The 23,480-nt window shown below is 71.9% G+C and carries 23 protein-coding genes; 6 read left to right on the top strand and 17 right to left on the bottom strand.

What is annotated here, in order from left to right; translation table 11 throughout:
• Window positions 1–63 precede the first annotated feature (63 nt).
• The 3 genes from ACXKR8_RS14970 to ACXKR8_RS14960 all read right to left on the bottom strand — a co-directional run bounded on the left by ACXKR8_RS14970 (window position 64) and on the right by ACXKR8_RS14960 (window position 2,582).
• Complete coding sequence (locus ACXKR8_RS14970; RefSeq protein WP_458273407.1) at window positions 64–921, bottom strand: alpha/beta fold hydrolase; 858 nt, start codon at window positions 919–921, stop codon at window positions 64–66.
• Window positions 918–1,820 carry an alpha/beta hydrolase gene (locus ACXKR8_RS14965; RefSeq protein ID WP_458273406.1) on the bottom strand — a complete coding sequence of 301 codons (903 nt, stop codon included), beginning with the start codon at window positions 1,818–1,820 and terminating at the stop codon, window positions 918–920. Before ACXKR8_RS14965 ends, ACXKR8_RS14970 begins: the two co-directional genes overlap by 4 nt.
• An 87-nt stretch (window positions 1,821–1,907) precedes the next feature.
• Complete coding sequence (locus ACXKR8_RS14960; protein WP_458273405.1) at window positions 1,908–2,582, bottom strand: TetR/AcrR family transcriptional regulator; 675 nt, start codon at window positions 2,580–2,582, stop codon at window positions 1,908–1,910.
• Between the two features lie 34 nt (window positions 2,583–2,616).
• On the opposite strand from ACXKR8_RS14960, the gene ACXKR8_RS14955 reads away from it, so the two are divergent.
• The 3 genes from ACXKR8_RS14955 (at window position 2,617) to ACXKR8_RS14945 (ending at window position 4,607) form a co-directional block, all read left to right on the top strand.
• Window positions 2,617–3,195, top strand: coding sequence for a GNAT family N-acetyltransferase (locus ACXKR8_RS14955; RefSeq protein ID WP_458273404.1), 579 nt, complete (start codon window positions 2,617–2,619; stop codon window positions 3,193–3,195).
• A gap of 120 nt (window positions 3,196–3,315) precedes the next feature.
• Window positions 3,316–4,044 (top strand): SDR family oxidoreductase, encoded by a 729-nt coding sequence (locus ACXKR8_RS14950; RefSeq protein WP_458273403.1) that lies wholly within the window; start codon window positions 3,316–3,318, stop codon window positions 4,042–4,044.
• A gap of 5 nt (window positions 4,045–4,049) precedes the next feature.
• Window positions 4,050–4,607 (top strand): methylated-DNA--[protein]-cysteine S-methyltransferase, encoded by a 558-nt coding sequence (locus ACXKR8_RS14945; protein ID WP_458273402.1) that lies wholly within the window; start codon window positions 4,050–4,052, stop codon window positions 4,605–4,607.
• A 100-nt stretch (window positions 4,608–4,707) separates the two neighbouring features.
• Here ACXKR8_RS14945 and ACXKR8_RS14940 read toward each other — a convergent pair whose 3' ends face one another.
• A complete protein-coding gene (locus ACXKR8_RS14940) occupies window positions 4,708–6,174 on the bottom strand; it encodes a DHA2 family efflux MFS transporter permease subunit (RefSeq protein ID WP_458273401.1) in 1,467 nt (488 codons plus the stop codon).
• Between the two features lie 149 nt (window positions 6,175–6,323).
• Between ACXKR8_RS14940 and ACXKR8_RS14935 the strand changes: the two genes are divergently transcribed.
• Window positions 6,324–6,779: a MarR family winged helix-turn-helix transcriptional regulator gene (locus ACXKR8_RS14935; protein ID WP_458273400.1), complete on the top strand. Its 456-nt coding sequence runs from the start codon at window positions 6,324–6,326 to the stop codon at window positions 6,777–6,779.
• A gap of 33 nt (window positions 6,780–6,812) precedes the next feature.
• Here ACXKR8_RS14935 and ACXKR8_RS14930 read toward each other — a convergent pair whose 3' ends face one another.
• From ACXKR8_RS14930 to ACXKR8_RS14920, 3 genes are all read right to left on the bottom strand, one after another.
• Window positions 6,813–7,433 (bottom strand): DUF1697 domain-containing protein, encoded by a 621-nt coding sequence (locus ACXKR8_RS14930; RefSeq protein ID WP_458273399.1) that lies wholly within the window; start codon window positions 7,431–7,433, stop codon window positions 6,813–6,815.
• A 73-nt stretch (window positions 7,434–7,506) separates the two neighbouring features.
• Window positions 7,507–8,493, bottom strand: a complete 987-nt coding sequence (locus ACXKR8_RS14925) for an aldo/keto reductase (protein WP_458273398.1) — start codon at window positions 8,491–8,493, stop codon at window positions 7,507–7,509.
• Window positions 8,494–8,561: 68 nt separating this feature from the next.
• On the bottom strand, window positions 8,562–9,005 hold the full coding sequence (locus tag ACXKR8_RS14920) for a hypothetical protein (RefSeq protein ID WP_458273397.1): 444 nt from the start codon (window positions 9,003–9,005) through the stop codon (window positions 8,562–8,564).
• A 334-nt stretch (window positions 9,006–9,339) separates the two neighbouring features.
• On the opposite strand from ACXKR8_RS14920, the gene ACXKR8_RS14915 reads away from it, so the two are divergent.
• The gene (locus ACXKR8_RS14915; protein WP_458273396.1) at window positions 9,340–9,924 is read left to right on the top strand and encodes a TMEM165/GDT1 family protein; all 585 of its coding nucleotides are present in this window, start codon (window positions 9,340–9,342) and stop codon (window positions 9,922–9,924) included.
• Between the two features lie 40 nt (window positions 9,925–9,964).
• Here ACXKR8_RS14915 and ACXKR8_RS14910 read toward each other — a convergent pair whose 3' ends face one another.
• The 3 genes from ACXKR8_RS14910 to ACXKR8_RS14900 all read right to left on the bottom strand — a co-directional run bounded on the left by ACXKR8_RS14910 (window position 9,965) and on the right by ACXKR8_RS14900 (window position 14,565).
• Entirely contained in the window at window positions 9,965–11,029 is a 1,065-nt protein-coding gene (locus tag ACXKR8_RS14910) for a peptidoglycan-binding domain-containing protein (protein ID WP_462100514.1), read from the bottom strand.
• Between the two features lie 113 nt (window positions 11,030–11,142).
• A complete protein-coding gene (locus ACXKR8_RS14905; RefSeq protein WP_458273394.1) occupies window positions 11,143–13,167 on the bottom strand; it encodes an MFS transporter in 2,025 nt (674 codons plus the stop codon).
• A gap of 165 nt (window positions 13,168–13,332) precedes the next feature.
• Window positions 13,333–14,565: a cytochrome P450 gene (locus ACXKR8_RS14900; RefSeq protein WP_458273393.1), complete on the bottom strand. Its 1,233-nt coding sequence runs from the start codon at window positions 14,563–14,565 to the stop codon at window positions 13,333–13,335.
• Between the two features lie 184 nt (window positions 14,566–14,749).
• On the opposite strand from ACXKR8_RS14900, the gene ACXKR8_RS14895 reads away from it, so the two are divergent.
• Window positions 14,750–15,919: a steroid 3-ketoacyl-CoA thiolase gene (locus ACXKR8_RS14895; RefSeq protein WP_458273392.1), complete on the top strand. Its 1,170-nt coding sequence runs from the start codon at window positions 14,750–14,752 to the stop codon at window positions 15,917–15,919.
• Window positions 15,920–16,037: 118 nt separating this feature from the next.
• Here ACXKR8_RS14895 and ACXKR8_RS14890 read toward each other — a convergent pair whose 3' ends face one another.
• The 7 genes from ACXKR8_RS14890 to ACXKR8_RS14860 all read right to left on the bottom strand — a co-directional run bounded on the left by ACXKR8_RS14890 (window position 16,038) and on the right by ACXKR8_RS14860 (window position 23,431).
• A complete protein-coding gene (locus tag ACXKR8_RS14890; protein ID WP_458273391.1) occupies window positions 16,038–16,751 on the bottom strand; it encodes a hypothetical protein in 714 nt (237 codons plus the stop codon).
• Window positions 16,744–17,583 (bottom strand): alpha/beta fold hydrolase, encoded by an 840-nt coding sequence (locus ACXKR8_RS14885; protein WP_458273390.1) that lies wholly within the window; start codon window positions 17,581–17,583, stop codon window positions 16,744–16,746. Before ACXKR8_RS14885 ends, ACXKR8_RS14890 begins: the two co-directional genes overlap by 8 nt.
• 236 nt (window positions 17,584–17,819) lie before the next feature.
• Window positions 17,820–18,701 (bottom strand): ECF transporter S component, encoded by an 882-nt coding sequence (locus ACXKR8_RS14880; RefSeq protein ID WP_458273389.1) that lies wholly within the window; start codon window positions 18,699–18,701, stop codon window positions 17,820–17,822.
• A complete protein-coding gene (locus ACXKR8_RS14875; RefSeq protein WP_458273388.1) occupies window positions 18,698–20,317 on the bottom strand; it encodes an ABC transporter ATP-binding protein in 1,620 nt (539 codons plus the stop codon). Before ACXKR8_RS14875 ends, ACXKR8_RS14880 begins: the two co-directional genes overlap by 4 nt.
• Window positions 20,314–21,471 (bottom strand): CbiQ family ECF transporter T component, encoded by a 1,158-nt coding sequence (locus ACXKR8_RS14870; protein WP_458273387.1) that lies wholly within the window; start codon window positions 21,469–21,471, stop codon window positions 20,314–20,316. The genes ACXKR8_RS14875 and ACXKR8_RS14870 overlap by 4 nt, the downstream gene beginning before the upstream one ends.
• 53 nt (window positions 21,472–21,524) lie before the next feature.
• The gene (locus ACXKR8_RS14865) at window positions 21,525–22,217 is read right to left on the bottom strand and encodes an SCO2322 family protein (RefSeq protein ID WP_458273386.1); all 693 of its coding nucleotides are present in this window, start codon (window positions 22,215–22,217) and stop codon (window positions 21,525–21,527) included.
• A complete protein-coding gene (locus tag ACXKR8_RS14860) occupies window positions 22,214–23,431 on the bottom strand; it encodes a prenyltransferase/squalene oxidase repeat-containing protein (protein ID WP_458273385.1) in 1,218 nt (405 codons plus the stop codon). The genes ACXKR8_RS14865 and ACXKR8_RS14860 overlap by 4 nt, the downstream gene beginning before the upstream one ends.
• Window positions 23,432–23,480: the final 49 nt, after the last annotated feature.

Here is a 23,480-nt window from a genome sequence, read left to right as displayed (position 1 = left end):
GGCGCGACTGGTTTTCCGGGCCTGGGCTGAGCCCGGACCCCGGGCCTGGGCTCAGCCCCGGGCTCAGGCTCGGGTGAACTCGCGGACGGCCTGGGCGAACCTGGTCGGCTGGTCCAGGGGGATCAGCGTGCGGCTGTTCTCCACCACGACCAGCCTCGCCTGCGGGAGGAGTCCGGCGAGGCGGCGGCCGTGCTCCGGCGGCATCACCCGGTCACCGGCGGCCCAGATGACCAGGGCCGGGCGGTCGAAGCCCGGCAGGCCCTCGGCGGCCTTCAGCATCAGCCGCAGGTCGGCGAACGCCGCTCGCAGCATCCGCACGGTGTCGCGGCGGATCTCGGGCTGCTGGAGGATCGGCTGCAGCCAGCGGCGGGTGACGGCGTCCCCGCGTCTGGTCAGCCAGCCGAACGCGAGTGGGAGCCGGCGGAGCGTCCGGAGCCGCAGCTGCTGCATGAACAGCCCGAACAGCCCCGGTGGGAGCTTGCCGGCCAGCGCGAGGGTCCGTCCGGTCAGCCCCGGCGGGAAGTTGTCGAACGCCTCGCAGGAGGCGAGGACGACCCGGCCCACCCGTGCGCCGGCGCCGTCGCTGATCAGCAGTTGGACCAGGGCGCCGCCGGTGTCGTTGCCGACCAGGGTGACGTCCTCCAGATCGAGACGGTCGAGGAACTCCGCGACCAGCCGGGCCGTCGCCGGCAGCGAGAGGTCGGCGTCGGCGTGCATCGCGTGGCGATGGGCGCCGAGGGGCAGCGTCGGCGCCAGGCAGCGGTGGTCGGCGGACAGGTCGGCGATCGTCGCCTCCCACAGCGAGGCGTCCATCAGCAGCCCGTGCAGCAGGACGATCGTCGGGCCGCCACCACCGGTGTCCTCGTAGTCGAGCGTCCCGGCGGACAGTTCGACCTGCTTCGTCTCGATCTGCTTGGTCATGGCGTCAGATTCTGCTGCAGGAAGGCCAGTTCGGCATCGACGACCTGCTCGTGCGCCTCGGTGAAGGGCGCATAGTGCCCGCCGGGCAGCCGCAGCAGTTCGGCGCGGGGGGCGCGGTGCGCCGCGCGGACGGACGGCTCGGCGAGCGCGGTCCGGTCCTGGTCGCAGACCACGACCAGCAGCGGACACCGCACCTGGGCGGCGTAGCGGCCGGGCCGGTAGAGGCAGATCCGCAGCGCCGAGCGGGCGGCTGCCGTCTGCTGCCAGTCCGGGTACCGGTTGTCCGGGTTGAGCACGCGGTCGCCGTCGAGGGCGTCCGGTGTCGACAGCATCGCGACCGTCCCCGGCGGGCCGGCTAGCGGCACCAGCAGCGGTTGGCGGCCGAGCAGGCCGCCGAGCGCGTCGAGGAGGCCACGGGCGGTGAGCCGCAGCATCGCTGACGGCTTCTGGTACCGCGCCGCGTTGCGGGCGGCGGCCGGGCCGTCGGCGTTGGGCGTCTGCGTGATCGCCGCCGCGAGCTGCGGATTGTGCGCGGCGACCTGGAAGACATAGCCGCCGGAGACGGAGAAGCCCCAGGCGGCGAGCCTGCTCGGGTCGACCCCCGGCAGCGTCGCGGCGTACCCGATCGCGGCCTGCCAGTCGGCGAGCTGCTCCTTGATCCGGACGACCTGGCGCGACCCGCCGCCGCTCTCGCCGAGACCGCGGTAGTCGAAGGCGAGGACGGTGAACCCGGCGTCGTTGAACCGCTTGGCGAAGCGGTCCGTGCCCGGTTCCTTGGTGACCGCGAAGCCGCCGGCCATGATCACGCAGGCGCCGTTGGTTCCCGGATAGTGCCAGGCGGCGCAGTCGGCGCCGCCGCTGGTGAAGCGGACCTTCTCGCGTTGCATGGACACCTGCATGCCGACCTCCGAGAGTGGGCGGTGCTCATCCTGCAGAAAGTGAACCATGTGGTTCGCAAGCTGTCCATGACTGCCGGACCGGGGCGGCTATGCGTCCGCGGCCTCCTCCCGCTCCAGCGCGCGGGCCAGGGCGTCGAACCCGGCGGCGATGCCCTCGGTGTCGCCACTGGTCCGCGCGTCCACCAGGAATCCCCGCAGCGTCGCCAGGATCATCTCGGCGACCTGGAGCTTGCGCCGCTCGGGCCAGTGCTCCGGGCAGAGCGACAGCAGCGAGGGCAGGTACTGCTGGGACGCCCCTCGGCCGAGCTCCGCGTAGCGGTCGGGGTCGTACATCGCCAGGCCGATCGCCTGGTCCAGCACCCGCGCCTCCGCACCCACCAGGACCGGCCACACCGCCCGCACCCAGTCCGCCAGTGGCCGAGGGGACGGCCCGGCCGCGGCGATGGCCAGCGCCTTGTCGATGCGCCGGTCGCGCAGCTTGAAGATCGCCTGCTTCAACAGGTCGTCGGCTCCGTCGAAGTGGTAGAGCAGCACCTTGTGCGTGGTGCTGGCCGCCCGCGCGGCACGGCGCAGCGAGAAGTCCACCAGTCCGTTGGCGGCGAGGTCCTCGGTGACACGTTCGAGCAGTTCCAGGCGCCTGGCCTCGCCCCGGGGCGACCCCGCCGATCGCCGGTAGCCCGCCCGCTCCGGGGGGCCGTCCTCGGCGGAGGGGCCGGAGGCGCCAAGCGGGCCGACGGGGTCAGAGGGGTCAGAGGTGTTCATATCGACAGCTTCCACGATCGGACATCCTCACACGATGACGGCACGGGTGCGGCGGCGCTGCGGGACGATGGTGGGCATGGCTGAGGTGGAGGTAGTGAGTACTCGCTCACCGGACGCGGTGACGCTCGTTGCGGTACGGAGGCTGCTTGAGCAGGTGTTCGAAGGCAATTTCTCCGACCATGACTGGGAGCACGCGCTCGGCGGGGTCCATGTCCTGCTCCGGGAGGACGGCGTGCTGGTGGGGCACGGCTCGGTGGTGGAGCGTCAGTTGCGCACCGGGGGAGTCACCATCTGCACCGGCTATGTCGAGGCGGTCGCGGTGCGGGCCGATCGGCAGGGGATCGGCTACGGCACCCTGCTGATGGACGCGGTGGAGCAGGAACTGGGCAACGGCGACTACGGGTTGGCCGCGCTGTCCGCCTCCGCGCGCGCGGTCGGCTTCTATCGGTCGCGGGGCTGGCAGCAGTGGTTGGGCCCGACCGCGGTGAGCACGCCGAGGGGTCCGCTGCGGACCGAGGAGGACGACGGCAGCGTGTATGTGCTGGAGGTCGATCTGGGCGTCGATGTGTTTCTCGAACTGATCTGCGACTGGCGCGAGGGCGACGTCTGGTAGTCGGACAGGGCGGCTGGGGCGGCTGGAGCGGCCAGGGCGACCAGCTCAGGCCGGCCGGCCGGGCTTTGTCGGTGCGGTGAGGCAGAATCGGTGGCAGACGTCCATGACCCAGGGGGAATCATGAGCAACACCGTTACCACCACGGAGAAGCCGGTCACGCTGATCACCGGGGGAGCCACCGGAATCGGCGCGGCCACGGTCGGCCGCCTGCTCGCCGCCGGGCACCGGGTTGCCGTCACCGGTCGGGACCAGGGCCGCCTGGACCAGTTCGCCGAGTCGATCGGGGCGGCCCCCGTGGTGCTGTTGCCGGTCGCCGCGGACGCCACCGACTACGCGGCGGTCCGCGCTGCCGTCGACGCCACGGTCAAGGAGTTCGGCCGGTTGGACGCCGTCATCGCCAACGCGGGCTTCTCCACCCATGACAACCTCGCCGACGGCGACCCGGAGCAGTGGCGCGAGATGCTGCTGGTCAATGTGCTCGGCCCGGCGCTGCTGGTGAAGGCCGCGCTTCCGGCGCTGACCGCGAGCGGGGGCCGGATCGTGCTGATCGGCAGCACCGCGGGGATCAAGAACACCCCCGGCAATATGTACTCGGTCTCCAAGTCGGCGCTGACCTCGCTCGCCGAGAACACCCGGGTCCTGGTCACCGGTTCGGGGGTGGGGGTCACCCTGATAGCCCCCGGGCGGGTGGAGACGCCCTTCTGGGGCAGCCACCCGAAGGGCGCCGCCCCCGAGGGCCCGGTGCTGACGCCGGAGAACATCGCCGACGCCGTGGTCTGGGCGCTGGGCCAGCCGGCCGGGGTGGAGGTCAACTCCGTCGTGGTCCGCCCCACCGGCCAGGTGCACTGACCGCCATGTCCGTTTCCTGGTTCACCGTCCCCACGCCCCTGCCGAGCGGCCCGATCAGGGTCGGCATCACCGGTGAGGGGGTGGTGGCGGCGCATTTCGACGCGACCCCGTCCGGCGCCACCGGGGGCGCCGAGGACGCGCTGCGGCCCGGGGACGAGCCCAGGGCCGCGCTGGTGGCGGAGCGGTTCGCGGATTACTTCGCGGGGCGGCGCCGCGATGTCGACCTGCCGGTCGACTGGCGGTTCAGCACCGGCCCGCAGCGGGCGGTGCTGCAGACGCTGCACCGTACGGTCGGCTTCGGCGAGACCGTCAGCTATGGCGAACTCGCCACCCGCAGCGGGGTGTTCGAGGACGTGTCCGACCAGCGGGGCTTGGCCGCGCGGGCGGTGGGATCGATCATGGGCTCCTGCCCGGTGGCACTGCTGGTGCCGTGCCACCGGGTGGTGGCCGCGGACGGGATCGGCGGCTTCGGCGGGGGACCGCTGGGGATGGAGGTGAAGCGCTGGCTGCTCACCCTGGAGGGGGTGCTCGCGCCCACGCTGGACTGGAACGGGCCCGGCTGAGGGGGCGTCCGCTGGGCCCGGCGCTGGCTGAGGGGCGCCCGCTGAGCCCTTGGCGCTGACCGGAGAACGGTGAGGGCTGCAGTTGGGCCGGGGCGGCGCGTCAGCCGACGGAGGCGGCCGCTTCGGCCGCCTCCACGGGCTGCTCCGCGCCCGCCGCCCGGCGGGCCGCACCGTCGCGGATGGTGAAGGCGTAGACCGCTGACACCAGGCAGATCACGGCCAGGACCAGATAGGTGTGCTGGTACACGGCTACCGAGGGACCATTGCCGCCGCTGGAGCCGGAGGAACTGACGCCGCCCACCACCAGCAGGGTGGTGACCAGGGCCGGGGCCAGTGCGACCGAGGTCTGCCGGATGACGGTGTTGAGCGTGGACGCCTGGCCCATGTCGGTGCCGGCGATGGTGCTGAGCGCGGCCACGGTGGTGGGCATGAACACCGCGCCCATGGCGACGCCGAGCAGGAACATGTAGATCCTGATGGTCCACAGATCGGTGTGCAGGTCGCAGCGGGAGAACAGGAACAGCATGGCGGTGACGCCCAGCAGCCCGCTGCCGATGATGACCCGCGGGCCGACCCTGGTGTAGAGGAATCCGGCCGCCTGCACGGTCAGCAGGACGCCGAAGGCCTCGGTGAAGGTGCTGGTCCCGGAGTCCAGCGCGCTGCCGCCCAGGGCGTCCTGGATGAACAGCGGGCCGAGGAACATCGCGCCGATGAACGGCACCACGCCGACCATCATGAGCATGTTGAAGTCGCGGAACAGCCGGTTCTGGAACAGCCGCAGCCGCAGCAGGGGTTCGGCGGTCCGCAGCTCCACCAGCACGGTCACGGCGAGCAGCACCGTGCCGCCGAGGAGCGCGGCGAGGATGCCGGGGGAGGTCCAGCCGCGGACCGCGCCGGAGCAGATCCCGTAGGTCAGTGCGGCCAGTCCGGAGGCGGAGAGCAGCAGCCCGGGCAGGTCGAAGCGCGGGGCGGCGGCACCGGGCCGCAGGCCGTCCGGTCGGTGCTGGTCCAGGAAGTACAGCCCGAAGACGACGGCGACCAGCCCGAGCGGGAGGTTGACATAGAAGACCCAGCGCCAGGACAGACCGTCCACCAGGATGCCGCCGAGGATCGGGGCGAGGGCGGGGGCGATCTGCTGAGGGAAGATCATGATCCTGGAGGCGCGCACCCGTTCGTGCGAGGAGAAGGTACGGAACAGCAGGGTGCTCGCGACCGGGGTGAGCAGTCCGCCGGCCAGGCCCTGCAGGGCGCGGAACAGGACGAGCTGGGTGGGGTCGGCGGCGGCGCCGCAGAGCGCGGAGAAGAGCGAGAACAGCGCCATGGCGCCGAGCAGCAGCCGCTTCCCGCCCAGGCGGTCGCAGAGCCAGGCCGAGGCCGGAACGGCTACCGCGACGGCGACCGGATAGACGACGACCACGCCGTCGAGTCCGGACGGGGCGAGCTGGAACTGCCGGGCGATGGCGGGCAGGGCGACGGTGGTGATGGCGCCGTCGACGATGACCATGAAGACGGTGGAGACGAACACGACGGGGACGACGACACGTTGGCTGAGTCGGCGGTGAGCCATGGAGACCAGTCCTGTGAGGCGTGGGAGATGATCGTGACGGCACTGTCAGACCTGAAGCGGAGGACGGGCCGGTCCGGTGGACCTGGCCCGTCCGTACATACTGAGCTTACTCACTATGTGTGGGCTCACAAGATTGGAGGGGCCTGCGGATGAAGACGCCCGCGGAGGCACCCGGCAGCAGCGACATCCTGGTGGACGAGCTCTTTGTGACGACCACCCGGCTGCGCACCTTTGTGGACGCCCGATTGCGGGAGCGCGGCGCGTCCGTCGCCCGGCTGCGCGCCATGCGGATGCTCGCCGCCGCGCCCGAGCCGCTGCGGATGCGGGATCTCGGCGAGATGCTGGGCATCGCCGCCAGGACCACCACCACCGTGGTCGACAGCCTGGAGCGGGACGGCCTGGTGGAGCGGATCCGTCACCCGGTCGACCGCAGGGCCTTCCTGCTCGCCCTGACCGAGACCGGCCGGGCCCGGCACATCGAGGCGGAGGCGGTGGACCGCGCCGCGCTCGCCGCCGCGACCGGCGGCCTCGACGCCGGTGAACGGGCCCGGCTGCGGGAGCTCCTGGCGAAGCTCAGGGACACCATCGCCGAGCAGGAGAAGTGAATCAGCGCACAGGGAAAGGAAGATGACGCAGCATCATGATTTCTCTGCCGCGGCCAGGATCTTGCTCGCGGTGTGGAAGAACCGAGCCGTCGCCCGGACCTGGTAGGTCTTCTCCAGGACCGCGATCGGGTTGCCGCCGAGCTTTCCGTCCGCCAGTCGGATCACCACGAACGCCTCCCCCTCGGTCGCGCCCAGCAGCTCCCAGTCGCCCTTGGGCGAGCGCTGCGGGAAGGTCAGCCCGGCGGGCAGCGGGCTGGACAGGAACACCACGCTCAGCCGCACCTCGGGGGTGACCTCGACCTGGTCGAACGGGGCCGCCTGTAGCGTCGCCGCCAGCTCGGAGGCGGTCCGCAGCATCACCGGGACGTCGATGCCGAGACCGGCGCGCAGCTTCTCCTCGATCGCCAGGGTCAGCGCGGCCCGCTCTGCCGACGAAGGGGCCGAACCGGCCTCGGGCAGGGTGAAGAAGACATTGCCGCTGGCGATGTAGCTGCGCACATCCTCCAGGCCCAGCTCGGCGAACAGCTCCCTGACCTGCGCCATCGGCGCCTTGCGCCCGCCGACGTTGACCGCCCGCAGAAACGCGATCCAGACCTCGGCGGCGGGCTTCCCAACGGGTTTCCCGGCGTGCTTCCTGGCGGGCGCAGTCGGCATGGGTGCTCAGTCCTCTCGTCCTGAGCACCCTACCGAGCGGTGCGAGGATCTGCCTGCTTCCAGGCCTAGTCCTCTACCAGGCGTAGTCCTCGGGGGCGGTGCGGTGGCCCGGGAAGATCTCGTCCAGCCGGTCCAGCGCGGCCTGGTCGAGGGTGACGTCCAGCGCCTTCAGCGCGGTGTCCAACTGCCCTGCGGTGCGCGGGCCGACGATCGGCGCGGTCACGGCCGGCTGGTGCAGCAGCCAGGCGAGGGCGACGGTGCCGGGCTCGTGGCCCAGCTTGTCGCAGAAGTCCTCGTAGGCCTGGAGCTGCTCGCGCTGGGCGTTCGTCAGCGTCTTGGCGCGGTCGACGCTGCGGCCGCCCTGCTCGTCGGCCTTGCGCAGCACGCCGCCGAGCAGGCCGCCCTGCAGCGGCGACCAGGGGATGACGCCGAGCCCGTGGTACTGCGCCGAGGGCAGCACCTCCAGCTCCACGGTGCGGGCCAGCAGGTTGTAGAGCGACTGCTCGGCCACCAGGCCGAGGAAGTCGCGCTTGGCGGCGGCGGCCTGGGCGGTGGCGATGTGCCAGCCGGCGAAGTTGCTGCTGCCCACGTAGAGGATCTTGCCCTGGGCGGTCAGCACCTCCATCGCCTGCCAGATCTCCTCCCAGGGGGTGGCCCGGTCGACGTGGTGCATCTGGTAGAGGTCGATGTAGTCGGTCTGCAGCCGCTTCAGGCTGGCGTCGACGGCCCGGCGGATGTTCAGCGCCGACAGCTTGTGCTCGTTGGGCCAGTTGTCCTTGCCCTCGGGGTTCATGTTGCCGTAGACCTTGGTGGCGAGCACGGTGCGCTCGCGGCGGCCGCCGCCCTGGGCGAACCAGGTGCCGACGATCTCCTCGGTACGGCCCTTGTTCTCGCCCTGGCCGTAGACGTTCGCCGTGTCGAAGAAGTTGATGCCCTCCTGGTGGGCGGTGTCCATGATCTGGTGCGCGTCGGCCTCGTTGGTGCGCGGGCCGAAGTTCATGGTGCCCAGGCACAGGCGGGAAACGGACAGGCCGGTGCGGCCGAGTGAGGTGTACTCCATGGTCCCACCCTCACCCCTACCCGGCCGCGTTGTCGAGGGCACCAGGGAAAGTGCACCCGGGAAATGGATCAGTGAACCAGCACGGTGGTCGTGCCGGAGACCCGGTCCAGCACCAGCGGCCCGCCGAGGTAGCGGCGGATCAGCAGCCGGGCCCGGAACTGCTCAGTGCCGCGCCGGGCGGCGCGTACGGACGCCGAGGCCGACTGGTACGGCTTGGGGTTGCAGCTGACGGTGGTCCAGCCGCCGGAGCCGGCCCTGGTGTCGACGCAGAGGTAGCTGTACCTGGCCGAGTCGTCGCCGCCGGTCCCGGTGACCCGGACCGACTGGCCCACCCGGAGCGAGTGGGTGGAGACGCTGACCGCCACCCCCGACTTGGCGGAGGCCGTCCCGTCGGCGAGCAGCAGCCCGCCGAGGGTGAGTCCGGCCACGGTGATCGCGGCGGCCAGGCGGCGGGCCCGGCTGTGCCGGGCGGAGCTGTGCTGGGCAGGTCTGTTTTCTTGTCGCTGATGCACGTTCGGTTCTCCCCCATGAGTTCGGACGCGTTCGATTCTCTCCTACTTCTGCTCGAAAGCCCGCACCCTTCACCTGATGCTCACCAGAGCTCCGGTATACTGGACCAGATCGAAGGGGAGTAGCCCCCACCGGAACGTCGACATACTGGCTGGTCCACGCATCGCGCGGGCCGCCCGGCGCCCGGGGCACCGCGTCAAGCGGTGCTGGTGAGACCTTCGGCCGCAGTACTCACAGGTTGTCTCCACATCCCCTGAGTCCTGCCGTGCCGAAGCGACCCAGAAAATGGATCATGAAGGCACGGTAGTTCTTCCGACCTTCAAGGACGTCCCCGACGTGAGCATCACCGTCGCAGCGATCACCTTCGGCATCATCTTCCTCGCCGAGCTGCCCGACAAGACCGCCCTGGCCAGCCTGGTGCTCGGCACCCGCTACCGGGCGAGCTACGTCTTCACCGGCATCGCCGCCGCCTTCGCCGTCCAGGTGGCCCTCGCCATCGCCGCCGGCAGCCTGCTCGCCCTGCTCCCGCACCGCTGGGTGGAGGCGGTGGTCGGCCTGATGTTCCTCGGCGGGGCGCTGATGCTGCTGCTCCAGAAGGACGAGGACGACGAGGAGGGCGCGGTGAAGGAGCCCGCCTCGACCGGCTTCTGGCGGGTGGCCGGCACCGGCTTCCTGATGGTGCTGATCGCCGAGTTCGGCGACCTGACCCAGATCACCACCGCCAACCTGGCCGCCAAGTACACCGACCCGCTGTCGGTGTTCCTGGGCTCCTGGCTGGCCCTGTGCGCGGTGGCCGGGATCGCGATCGTCGGCGGCCAGAAGCTGATGAAGCACGTTCCGCTGCGGGTCATCACCAGGGTCGCGGCCGTGGTGATGATGGTGATGGCGGCGGTGAGCCTGGTCGGCGCGATCGCGGGCTGACCCAGGCCCTGGGCCCTGGACGGCCCCGGCTGCCTCCGGGTCAGTGGTGCTGGAGCAGCTGGTTCATCCGGGCCTGGGAGTTGGGGCCGAAGACGCCGTCCGGGTCGCCCTGCACGCCGTACCAGAGCTGGAACGTCGAGACGTCCAGCTCGGTGCGGCTGTCGAAGGTGCCGTTGGCCCGTCTGCGGTCGATCCAGAGGGTGCCCAGCTCCTGCTGCAGGGTGGTCACGGCGGGTCCCTGGTCGCCGAGCTTGAGGCTCTGCGGGCCGGGCGGCGCGCTGGACGGCGGCGGGGTGCTCTGGCCGGTCGCGGGGGGCGCGTGGTTCGGAGCGTTGGTGTGCGGCGCGGCGCTGCTGGGCCCGCCGCCGGCCGAGGCACTGGGCGTGGCGCCGCTGGCCCGGGGACTGCTGGACACGGTCGGATGCGAGCCGGCCGAGTGGCTGGGCCGGACCGCGGCGGGGGCCTTGGTACCGACCGAGGCGGTGGCGGGCGCCGCGGTCGGCAGCGCCATGGTGATCCCGGGCAGCGGCTGAGCCTGGTCGCCGCTGTTGCCGTTGACCAGCTGCGGGGCCAGCGCCGCCGCGGTGCCGAGGGCGGCGACGGTGAGGGCGCCGGCGGCGATCAGCGCGGCCCGGCGACCCCGGCCGGCCCGTCCCCGGCCCCCGTGCTGACGGCGAGTGGTCACGACGGCCGTCCCCACGCCGCCGGCCGTCCCGGTACGGCGGGCCGGGAGGGCGGAGCCGGCGCGGGGCGCGTACGGGACGACCTCGGTGCTGTGCTCCTCCGGCGCGCCGACGAGCTGGCCGGCCAGCACCTGGGCCCGGGACGAGCGCACCAGGTGCGGTGCGTCGATTCCCGGCACGACGGAGCCCTCGTAGGCGCCCTGGTAGTGCTCGACGACGACACCCTCGTCGACCTCGAACGCCTCGGCGTCGAAGACCTCGGTCGGTTGGATGTACGGCCTGACCAGCTCCGGGTGTCCGATCGCCGGGAGGATCGCGGTCGGTTCGTCCGGTTCCGGCCCTCCGGCCGGGTCTGGTGACGGGCAGCCGCAACCGCTGCCCGTCAATGATCCGCCGCATCTGCCGCAGAGCTGCCCCGACATCTTCCCCTCCACGATCGGTCGAACGGTGACCGATTATGCAGGACATCTGTGCGCTCAGGTGGCCGGGTCCACCACGGGTCCCCAGCGCTGAACTCCAGCCGCCAGGACAAGTCCTACGAAAGCACCTGCCCCGGGGCGTCCATGGAGTTGTCGGCCAGTTCCTTGAGCATGGCCACCAGGTCGGCGTGCTGCTCCGGTGACCAGCCCTCCAACTTCTCGTTCAGCAGCGCCAGTCGGGCGGAGGACAGCTGCTGCACCACCTCGTCGCCCAGCGGGGTCAGCCGGATCAGACCGTCCGGATCCCGGGCGACCCGTCCGGACGCGACCATGGCGTCCAGTTTGGGCCGGATCTCGTCGACGGTGACCTTGTTGCGGATGCAGATGTCCTGCTCGCTGATCGGACCCGCGTGGTGCAGCCGGAACAGCCCGTACGCCTGCGGGACGCTGATGTCCACGCCCGCCTTCTCGATGGCTCTGCCGTAGCGTTCCCAGACGTTCTCCCGGCTGGAGAGCCGGGTGACCATGCCCTCGATCTCCTCCGCCGAGGTACGGAAGGTGGGCAGGCCGGCGGCTTCGCCCTGCTGCGCCGTGCGGTTGGCGGTCCGCAGCGGCAGCTCGCGCAGGAACAGCGACAGCACGAAGGCCACCACCGCGATCGCCGCCGCCACCAGGTAGACGGTCTGCAGCGACACCGCGTAGATGTGCAGGAACGGTTCCAGCAGCGGCCGTTGCGCCGCCGGGGTCTTCTGCACGATGGTCGGGTTCTCCAGCACCCGCTGCACCGGGAAGGCCCGCGAGAGCGTGCCGTCGGCCTGGGCCGCGGTGATGTTGGAGTTCAGCTTGTTGTTGAGCACGGTGCCGAAGATGGAGGCCCCGAAGGAACCGCCGATGGAACGGAAGTAGGTGACCCCGGAGGTGGCGGTGCCCAGGTCGGAGTAGTCGGTGGAGTTCTGCACCGCGATGATCAGCACCTGCATCACCAGGCCGAGGCCGGCGCCGAGCACCAGCATGTAGAGGCCCATCACGGTGTCGCTGGTGGTGTCGTCCACCTGGGCCAGCAGCACCAGCGCGACCGCCGTCAGCGCGGTGCCGACGATCGGGTAGATCTTGTACTTGCCGGTCTTGCTGATCAGCTGTCCGGTGCCGATCGAGGTCACCAGCAGACCGGCCATCATCGGCAGCAGCCGCAGCCCGGAGATGGTCGGCGAGTTGCCGTTGACCACCTGCATGTAGAGCGGGATGTAGGACAGCGCGCCGAACATGCACAGGCCGATCACGAAGCCCATGCCGGAGCAGACCGCGAAGACCCGGTTCCGGAACAGCCGCAGCGGCAGCACCGGCTCGTCCACCCGCTGCTCCACCATGATGAAGGCGGCGATCAGCACGACCGCGCCGATCCCGCAGCCCCAGACCTCGATCGAGCTCCAGGCCCAGGTGGTGCCGCCGAGGCTGGCGATCAGCACCAGGCAGGTGGACGCGGCGGCCAGCAGCAGCGTGCCCACGTAGTCGATCTTCGGGCGGATGTCGGGGTTCTTCGCCTTGAGCGCGGTCACGATCACGAACAGCGCGACGACGCCGACCGGCAGGTTGACGTAGAAGACCCAGTGCCAGTTCAGGTTGTCGACCAGGAAGCCGCCGAGCAGCGGGCCGATCACCGAGGAGACACCGAAGACCGCGCCGACGACACCCTGGTAGCGGCCCCGGTCGCGGGGCGGGACGACGTCCGCGATGACCGCCATCGCCAGCACCATCAGACCGCCGCCGCCCAGGCCCTGCAGGGCCCGGAACATGATCAGCTGCAGCATGTTCTGCGAGATTCCGCAGAGCGCCGAGCCGATCAGGAAGATGACGATGCAGATGACGAAGATGTACTTGCGGCCGAATAGGTCGCCGAGCTTGCCCCAGAGCGGGGTGGTCGCGGTGGCTGCCAGCAGGTAGGAGGTGACCACCCAGGAGAGGTGGTTGGCACCGCCCAGGTCGCCGACGATGGTGGGGAGCGCGGTGGAGACGATGGTCTGGTCGAGGGCCGCCAGGAACATTCCCAGCATCACCCCGAGGAAGACCAGCTTGACCCGCCCCGAGTTCTCCTCGATCGGTGCCGCGTCTGCTGCGCCTGTCGTTGCCTGCTGCTGGGCCATCGACCCCTCCGCTGCCTGGTGGACTGACCATCAGGTTTTCAGCGGAGGGGGTCGGCTGCCTGCGCTGGAGGCCGAACGGGCTACGGGCCGTCCGTCCGTCGACCGGCCGGTTCGGGCGGCTGGCCGGTTCGGTCTCGGCCCGGCTTCGGCCCGGCCTCGGTCCGGCTAGGTGTAGCTGACGGGGAGTTCCTTGACGCCGTTGAGCCAGGCCGAGCGCAGCCGCCGGGGTTCGCCGGCCAGCCGGATGTTGGGGACGGTGTCGGCGATCGCGTTGAAGATCAGGTCGAGTTCCAGCCGGGCCAGGTTGGCGCCCAGGCAGAAGTGCGGTCCGCCGCCGCCGAAGCCGAGGTGCGGATTGGGGTCGCGGAGGATGTCGAAACGCTCCGGGCGGTCGAACACCTCGGTGTCGTTGTTGGCCGAGCTGTAGAAGATCCCGACGCGCTGACCTGCGCCGATCTTCACCCCGCTGAGTTCGGTGTCCCGGGTGGCGGTGCGCTGGAAGGCCATCACCGGGGTGGCCCAGCGGACGATCTCCTCGGCGGCGGTGGCGGGGCGCTGCTCCTTGTAGAGCTCCCACTGGTCCGGGTTGCTGAGCAGGGCGTGCATCCCGTGGCTGGTGGCGTTGCGGGTGGTCTCGTTCCCGGCCACTGCGAGCAGCAGCACGAAGAAGCCGAACTCGTCCGAGCTCAGGTTGCCCTCGCCCTCGGCGTTGACCAGCTGGGTGACGATGTCGTGCGCCGGACAGCCCTTGCGTTCCTCGGCGATGCCCATCGCGTACATCATCAGCTCGATGGCCGACTCCATCCCGGTCTCCTGGCTGACGCCGAGCTCGGGGTCGTCGTAGGCGACCATCTTGTTGGTCCAGTCGAAGATCTTCGACCGGTCCTGCTGCGGCACGCCGATCAGCTCGGCGATGGCCTGCAGCGGCAGCTCGCAGGCGATGTCCCGGACGAAGTCGCCCCGGCCCTCCTTGAGCGCGGAGGAGACGATCCGCTCGGCCCGGTCGTGCAGGGCCGTCTTCATGGCGTTGATCGCCCGCGGGGTGAAGCCGCGCTGGACGATCTGACGCAGCCGGGTGTGCTCCGGCGGGTCCATGTTGAGCATGATCAGCTTCTGGCTGTCCAGGCCGTCCTGCTGGATCTGCGGGTTGAAGCGGATGATGGCGGTGTTGGTGGTGGAGGAGAAGGTCTCCGGGTGCACCGACACCTCCTTGACGTCCGCGTGCCGGGTGATGGCCCAGTAGCCCCCGTCGTTGAAACCGGTGGTCCCGTGCGGCTGCGGGATCCAGCGGACCGGCTCGGTGCTGCGCAGCAGGGCGAACTCAGGGAGCGGCACCCCGCGCTGGTTCAGGTCGGGATCGGTGAAGTCGAAACCGTCGGGCAGGGCCGGGCACGTCATCGGGAGCCTCCGGATCAGCTGACGGGGCGTCAGATCTGTCCCATGACGGTAGTAACGCGTTCTAGTACGCGCAAGAGCCTTGCGCAGCCCCGCTTGGGACGAATACAAAGGGGTTCAGAACTAGAACGCGTATCAGTTCTCTCCAGTGGTCGGCAACGGCCCTGGGGCTTCCGGAGGGCGAGTCATGGCCGCTGAACCCGTCATCGTCGAAGCAGTGCGCACCCCCATCGGTAAGCGAGGCGGAGCCCTCGCCAACCTCCATCCCGGCTACCTGCTCGGGGAGACCTTCCGTGAGCTGCTCGCCCGTACCGGCGTGCAGCCCGACGTCGTCGAGCAGATCGTCAGCGGGACCGTCACCCACGCCGGCGAGCAGTCGATGAACCCGGCCCGTACGGCCTGGCTCGCGATGGGCCTGCCCTACGAGGTCGCCGCCACCACGGTGGACTGTCAGTGCGGATCCTCGCAGCAGGCCAACCACATGGTCGCCAACATGGTCGCGGCCGGCGTCATCGACGTCGGCATCGCCTGCGGCGTCGAGTCGATGTCCCGGGTCCCGCTCGGATCCGCCTCCGTGCACGGGCCGGGACGCCCGTTCCCGGAGGAGTGGAACGTCGACCTCCCGAACCAGTTCGAGGCCGCCGAACGGATCGCGCGGCGGCGCGGGCTCACCCGGGCCGATCTGGACCGGCTCGGCGTGATGTCGCAGGAACGGGCCGCCCACGCCTGGTCCGAGGAGCGGTTCAAGCGCGAGACGTACGCCGTCCAGGTGCCCACCACGGAGGAGGAGCAGCTGGCCGGCAAGGGCATGTGGCGGCTGTTCGACCGCGACGAGGGGCTGCGGGACACCTCGCTGGAGGCCCTCGCCGGGCTGCGCACGGTCATGCCCGCGGCGATCCACACCGCGGGCACCGCCTCCCAGATCTCCGACGGCTCGGCCGCGGTGATGTGGGCGTCCCGGCGTGCGGCGAGGGCGCTCGGGCTCACCCCGCGCGCCCGGATCGTCGCGCAGGCGGTGGTCGGCACCGACCCGTACTTCCACCTGGACGGACCGATCGACGCGACCCGCGCGGTCCTCGGCAAGGCCGGGATGAAGCTCGCCGACATCGACCTGGTGGAGATCAACGAGGCCTTCGCCTCGGTCGTGCTCTCCTGGGCCCAGGTGATGGACGCCGACATGGCGAAGGTCAACGTCAACGGCGGCGCGATCGCCCTGGGCCACCCGGTGGGCTCCACCGGCGCCCGGTTGATCACCACGGCGCTGCATGAGCTGGAGCGGGCGGACAAGGAGTTCGCGCTGGTCACCATGTGCGCGGGCGGGGCGCTGGCGACGGGGACGATCCTGCAGCGGCTCTGAGCGACGGGGCGCTGGGGCGGGGGCGTGCGCGTGGTCGTGCGCGCCCCCGGTCTCGGTGTCAGCTGCGGTGCGCGGGTGTCAGCCGCGGTGCGTGGGCGTCAGCTGCGGTGCGGGGGTGTCAGCTGCGCTGCGGGCGGATCAGGACCTCGCTGCCGATCGGGACGAAGCCGGTGGCGAGGAACGCCCGCAGCGAGCGGGCGTTGCCGGGCGCCACAGCGGCGAACACCGGCTCACCGGCCGGGACCAGCGTCAGCGCCTCAACCAGCAGCGATCGGCCCCACCCCCGGCCGTGCCCCTCCGGCGCGGCCTCGATGCTCAGCTCCCGCCGCCCGGCCACGCCCGAGGCGAGGATCACCAGCCCGCGCTTGTCCCCGTACACGCGCACGTCGTCGCGGACCTCGCGGGCATAGCGCACCCGGTGGGTGTCCGCGACGGCGGACTGCTCGTCGAGCAGCGGCAGTTGTGGTTCGCCGCCGGTGCCGCGGGCGACCAGGACATTGTCGATGGAGCCGACCCAGCCGGCCGTCCCGGCGATCCAGCGGAGGAAGTCCGGTGCCATCGACCCGCCGAACCCGTCGGGGCCCTGCGCCTGGACGGCGGCGTCGGGGAGGGCGGTGGCGACCACGGCGTGGCCGGTGAACGCGGTCGCGCACTCCAGGCCGCGGCCCAGCGGGGGGACGACCGTCACGATGCCGTCCACGGGCGGGAAGCGGCCGTCGGCGGCGTCGAGGAGGAGGCGGAGCAGGGGGTGCCCGGTGGGCTGGGACTGTGTGGTGGGCTCGGGGTGCTTGGCGGGCTCGAGGTTTTCGGGGTTTTCGGGGTGCTCAGGCATCGGGCAGGGCTTCCAGGAAGGTCAGCAGGGCGGCGTTGAACAGGTCCGGGTATTCCAGGTTCGGCATATGGCCGGCCCCGGCGACGACGGTGAGGGTGGAGTCGGCGAGCTGCTGGTGCATGTACTCGGCGTCGCTGACCGGGGTGTAGACGTCGTCCTCGCCGACCACGACCAGGGCTGGGACCGTCAGCTCGGTCAGCAGCGCGCAGTAGTCCGGACGTTCGGCCCGACCGCGGAGCGCCGCTGCTGCGCCCTCGGGATCGGTCGAGCGCATCATCCGCAGCACATGCGCGGCGACCTCGGGCCTGGCGGCGATGGTGGTCGGGGCGACCATCTTGTCGATCACCTCGTCGGCGTAGCCGTCCATGCCCTCGGCGAGCAGCCGGTCGGCGACGCTGTTGCGGAAGACCTTGCCCTCGGGGGTCTCACCCTGGGGAAAGGTGTCGGCCAGGACAACGGCGCTGACCCGCTCCGGGAAGAGTCGACAGAACTCCATGACGATCTGACCACCCATCGACAATCCGCCGATGACGGCTTTGCGGACGCCCAGCCGGTCCAGCAGCGCGGCGAGGTCGCGGGCGAAGACGTCCAGCGTGGTGATGCCGGGAACGACCTTGCTCTCCCCGTAGCCGCGCAGGTCAGGGGCCACCACGCGGTAGCCGGCGGCGACGAGGGCGGTGACCTGTGGGCTCCACATCGACCGGTCGAAGGGGTGGCCGTGGATGAGCAGGACGGTGGGACGGGCGGTGGCGGGGGCGGTGGCCGTTGCCGTTGCCGTTGCCGTGGAGCTGTGGTGGTCGTCGTGGGCGAGGTCGATGGGTGCCGAGGTCATGTGGATCAGCTTAGGTAGGCGGCGGCGGGCGCGGCGGCGAGGGGGTGCGGTGCGGGTCAGGGCTGCGCTGCGCGGGTGGGGTCGGCCTTCGCCGTACCAGCGGTAGCGGCGCCGTCTCGCGTCTCCGACGCAAAGCGGCCAACTACGCGGGAGCGGGGCGGGAGCCGCTGGTACGGCGAAGGCCGACCCCACGGGCCTGGCGTTGCGGTGAGCCGCGCCCGACTCGTAGGCGCGGGCTACCCGCTGGGCGGGTCGAACCGCACCGGAGCGTCGAACGCGGCGCGGCGGGAGGCGCGGCGCAGGGCGGCGAGGATGGGGTGGCCGAGAGTGAGGCAGAGCACGGCGGTGAGCGTGCTGCGGGTGATGTCCCAGCCCATGGCGGTGGTCACGTGGTACGTCAGGAACCGGACCAGGTTGGCGTGGACGGGGTCGCCGGGGACGTAGGAGACGCCGGTGCTGAGCCCGGCGATGTAGGGCCACCCCTGAAGGTCCGTCACCAGCCCGTAAAGCTCCGCCGACACCGCGCCGTAGGCCGCCAGCAGCCACAGCTCGCGGCGGCCGCGCAGGGTGGCCGGCCGCGGCAGCAGGCCCGCGCCGAGGCAGACCCAGCCCATGGCGAGCATCTGGAACGGCAGCCAGGGGCCCACGCCGCCGGTGAGCAGCGCGGACGCGAAGAGGGAGATATTGCCGAGGACGAAGCCGAAGCCCGGGCCGAGGACCCGTCCGGACAGCACCATCAGGAAGAAGGTCGGTTCAAGCCCGGCCGTGCCCGCGCCGAGCGGACGCAGGGCGGCGCCGGCCGCGGCGAGGACGCCGAGCAGGGCGATCGACTTGGCCTCCAGGCCGGCCTGGCCCCCGCTGGAGATCCGTCCCTCGGCGATCTGGGCGACCACGACCGCGAGCAGCAGCGGCAGCAGCGCGGCGAACAGCCATGGCGCGTCGGCGGAGTGGGCCAGGCCGGAGCCGGGGGCGGCGAGCAGGGGCCAGCCGAAGGCGACGACGCCGACGGCTGAGGTGATCAGCAGCATGGTGATGGAGCGACGGCCCAGGGGAACCGGGCGGGCCAGGGCGGTGGTGGAGGTTGTGGTCGAGGTTGCGGGGGCGCTGGGAAGGCTCATTCGACGCTCCCGAGTGTCGCGGTGACCTGGCGGACCGTCAGCCAGGGTTCCGGGTTGAGGATCTTGGCGACCTGGGGTGCGAACGCGGGGGAGGAGACCACGACCTCCGCTGTCGGACCGTCAGCGACCACCTCGCCCTCGGCGATGATCACCGTACGGTGGGCCAGCTCGGCGGCGAGTTCCACGTCGTGGGTGGCCAGCAGCACGGCGTGCCCGGCGGCGGCGAGGTCGCGGAGGATGTCGACAAGTCGGGCTTTCGCGGCGTAGTCGAGGCCGCGGGTGGGTTCGTCCAGCAGGATCAGCGCGGGGCGGGCGGTGAGGATGACGGCCAGGGCGAGGGTGAGCCGCTGGCCCTCGGAGAGGTCGCGCGGGTGGAGGTCGTCCCGGATCCCGGGGATCAGGCGTTCCACCAGGTCACGGCAGGTGCCGGGGGCGGAGTGGGTGTCGCTGTCGGCGGCTGCGCACTCGGCGCTGACGCTGTCGCAGTAGAGCAGGTCGCGCGGCTCCTGCGGGACCAGGCCGACACGGGCGAGCAGGTCGGCCGGTCGGGCCCGGTGCGGGGTCCGGCCTCCCACGTCGACCCGGCCCGAGGTGGGGGCGTGCAGGCCGACCAGGGCGCCGAGCAGGGTCGACTTTCCGGAGCCGTTGCGCCCCATCAGGGCGGTGATCTCTCCGGCGTGGAGGGCGAGGTCGATCCGGCGCAGCGCTTGGACGGTTTCGCGGCGCACGGCCAGCCCCTGCACAGCAGCGACCACCGCGCCTGCGGCGGCAGCAGGCACCAAGGAGGACGCGGGCGTCAGATCGGCGAGCCGGGCTCGCAGCGGTCCGGCTGACCGGCGGGCGTCGCGGACCGACAGCGGGAGCGGGGACCACTGCATGGCCCGGCCCAGGGCCACCACCGGGGGGTGCACCGGGGAGACGGCCATGATTTCGGCGGTGCTGCCCATCCGCGGCGGCTGCCCGGCGCCCTCCAGCAGGATGACCTGGTCGGCATACTGGACCACCCGTTCCAGCCGGTGCTCGGCCAGCAGCACCGTCGTCCCCAGGTCGTGGACCAGGCGCTGGAGGACGGCGAGGACCTCCTCGGCCGCGCCGGGGTCCAGCGCGGAGGTGGGCTCGTCCAGGACCAGCACCTTGGGGTGGACGGTCAGCACCGAGCCGATGGCGACCCGCTGCTGCTGGCCGCCGGAGAGGGTGGCCAGCGGGCGGGCACGGAGTTCGGCGAGGCCGAGCAGGTCCAGGGTCTCCTCGACCCGGCGCCGCATCACCTCGGGGGCCAGGCCGAGCGATTCCATGCCGTAGGCGAGTTCGTCCTCGACGGTGTCGGTGACGAAGTGCGCCAGCGGGTCCTGGCCGACCGTCCCGACCAGGTCGGCGAGGTCGCGCGGGCGGTGGGTGCGGGTGTCCCGCCCGGCGACGGTGACCCTGCCCCGCAGCACGCCGCCGGTGAAGTGCGGGACGAGGCCGCTGACGGCGCCCAGCAGGGTGGACTTCCCGGAGCCCGAAGGGCCGACCAGCAGGCAGAGTTCGCCCTCGGGGACCGTCAGATCCGCGTCTGTCAGTGCCGGGTGAGAGGCTCCGGGGTAGGTGACGGAGACCTGTTCGAAGGTGATCATCGGATGTCCTTCGGACGGGAAGGGCGGGAAGAACGGGGGGAACGGGAAGAACGGCCAGGACGCGGAGCTCGAGGAGCACCGGGCGGGACCGGCGCTGCCACCGCGGGCAGCAGCCCGAGCAGGATCGCCGCCGCGGGGAGCAGCGGGAACACCGGCGCGGTGAGCGGGACGGCCGGGGGGTTCAGTGCGTCGGCGTAGGCGGGGCCGAGGCTGATGATCACGGCGGCCACGGCGATGCCCGAGCCTGCCACCAGCCACTCCCGCAGCGCCCAGGGGTCGGGCCGGTAGCGGGTCCGCACCGCCCGTCGGCCGCCGAGCAGCAGCCCGGCGGCGGCGGCGAGGACGCCCAGGGCGAGCGCGGGCAGCGCCCAGTCGCTGCCGTCCGCGCCGAGCAGGCCGTAGCTGGCGACGCAGATGCCGAGCAGGCCGGTCAGGGTGAGTGCTGCCGTGGTGCGCCGGACGGCGACCGGGACGTCGGCGGTGCGGCCGAAGCCGCGGGTGTCCATGGCGGCGGCCAGGCTGACGGAGCGTTCGAGCGCGCTTTCGAGGATCGGGACGCCGATGGTGAGCAGTGCCTTGATGCCGCGTTCGGTCCGTCCGCGCAGGCGGCGGGCGGCGCGCAGCCGTTGGACGTCGGTGACCAGGTTGGGGGCGAAGGTGAGTGCGACCACAACCGCGACCCCGGCCTCGTAGAGCGCGCCGGGGAGGGAGCGGAGCAGCCGGGCCGGGTTGGCGAGGGCGTTGGCCGCGCCCACGCAGGCGAGCAGGACGGCGAGCCGTATCGCGTCGTAGAGGGCGGCGACCAGGCCCTCCAGGCTGACCGGGCCGCCGAGCCTGATCCCCTGCGCCCAGTGAGGCAGCGGAATCTCGGGCAGGGTGACCAGGATGTGGATGCCGGGGACGGACGAGCCGAGCAGGGTGAAGAACACCATCCGGATGACCAGCACCACCAGGCCGAGCTTGAGGAACACGGAGTACGAGCGGGCCCAGGGCGCGTCGGTCTTGCGGACGGCGACGACATAGCCGGCGACGGCGGTGATCAGCAGGAGCAGCAGCGGATTGGTGGTGCGTGACGCGGCAGCGGCGAGGCCGAGAGCCCAGAGCCACCAGGCACCGGGATGCAGGTGGCGCTGCGGTGCGGGCGGAAGCGGCATCGTCGGCTTTCAGCGGATGGGGGAGGGGAGGAGGGGAGGAGGGTGGGTCCGGCTCAGCGGTTGCGGCGACGCGTCTGCCAGTACCCGCCGCCGGCGAGGGCGAGGATCACGGCTGCGCCGGCGACCCAGCTTGCCGTCCGGCCGGTCGTCCGGCCGGTCGTCCGGCCGGTCGAGCCGGAGCCGGCGGGCGTGGAGGCCCCACCGCTTCCACTTCCGCTTCCGCTGACCACGTCGCCGCAGCCGGTCCTGGGATAGCCGGAGATGGCGCAGAGGATCCCATTGCTGTCGTAGCGCAGCGGCGGCGCGACCTGGGCCAGCAGTTGCGCCGAGGTGGCGTCGGCCGCGAGCACGGCGCAGGTGGTGGTGACCGAGCCGGGCGGGGTGGAGCCTGACGGGGCGTCAGCCGAGCTGCCGTAGTCGATGACGACGGCGACCCGCTTCTTCCCGCTGACGGCCGGGGTCTTGGCGCAGGCGGTGGCGAAGTCGGGGGTGCTGCCCGGCTTGCTGCCGTCGGCGCTGTCCGCGCTGACGCCGAACCGCCAGCCGTCGACCGAGCCGTCGGCCGGGCGGAAGGTGTTGGGCCCGGCCGACTGGTAGGTCCAGCCGGTGCCCGTGCCCTCCCAGAACGACCAGTAGCGGTAGCTCGCCGCCGAGGCCGGGGTGAGGCCCAGGGTGAGCAGGAGCAGCAGGGCGGTAACGGCCGTGACGGCTATGCCCGCCACCGCTGCCGGGCGAGGCACGGTCATGCCCGCTTGTTGCGGCTGTAGCTGATGAAGATGCCGATGCCCGCGCCCGCCACCAGGCCCACGCCGATCAGCCACCACGGGTTGAAGCTGCTGCTGTCGGACTTCGCCTTGCTGGACGCGGTCGCGGACGCGCTCGCCGCGGGGGCCGGGCCGGTCGCCTCCAGCTGGGCGACCAGGTCGGTGGTGCCGAAGTGCTGCGGGTCGAGCCCGGTCGCCCTGGCGTCCAGGACCATCAGCGCGAGTGCGGCCGGCTGCGTGGTGCCGTTGCCCTGGACCCAGGACTCACCGTTCTGGCGCAGCCACTCGACCGCCTGCTTGGCCTCGCCGACCCGGCCGTTGCCGGCCAGGGAGAGCGCGGCCCAGGCGGTGCCCGCGTAGTCGGGGGCGGGCTTGGCTCCCGCGAGCTGGCTGGTCAGGTGGCCTCCGCCGGAGCTGAGCTGCTGGGCCAGGTACTGGGACGCGGCGCTCTTGGGGTCCGAGCAGCTCGCCGCGGGGATCGCCGGGGACGAGCCGGAGGGCGCGGCCACCGGGAGGAAGCCGGAACCGGCCGCGAGCGCCGCCTGCGCGCTGGCGAAGTCGTTGGCGACCAGCTTGCCGGTCTTGTCCGGCTGGTAGGCGAAGGCGCCCTGGGTGGCCTTGGCGGCGGAGCAGCCGAGTTGGAAGGCGTGCAGCCCGTCCAGTCCGCTCTTGCCGTCCTTGCTCACCGTGGCCGGGTCGGTCTTCGCGGCGAGCAGCGCGCTGACGACCAGCCCGGTCGAGTTGCCGTCGCTCGGGGTGCCGGGGTTGTAGGACCAGCCGCCGTCCTTGTTCTGCACGGTCCGGTACCAGGCCACGGCCTTGCCGACGGCCGCGTCGTGGCCGCCGAGGGCGACCAGCGCCTGAACGGCGGCGGAGGTCGCGTTGGTGTCCTCGGTCGACGCCGCGCAGGCCTTGGTCGGGTCCGCGTTGTACGACGGCCAGCCGCCGTCCGCGCACTGCTGCCCGGTCAGCCAGCTGATCGCCGAGTCCGCCGGGGTGACCCCCTGGGTGTGCAGCGCGAGCAGGCTGAGGCCCTGCCGCCAGACGCCGTCGTAGGTCGGGTCGCCCTTGCCGTAGACCGCGGCGGGGACGGGGACCGGGCTCGGGCTGGTGCTGGCGGCGAGCGCGGGCGCTGCCGTACCGGCGAGCACGGCGGCGGTCAGCGCGACGGCGCCCAGGCGGGCGGCGGTGAGCATGATGGGATGGTGCCTTTCGACGGTCGGGTGGCCGCCGTGGACCTCGACG

The organism is Streptacidiphilus sp. PAMC 29251 (genome assembly GCF_054208735.2).
This window is presented reverse-complemented; position numbering and strand designations above follow the sequence as displayed.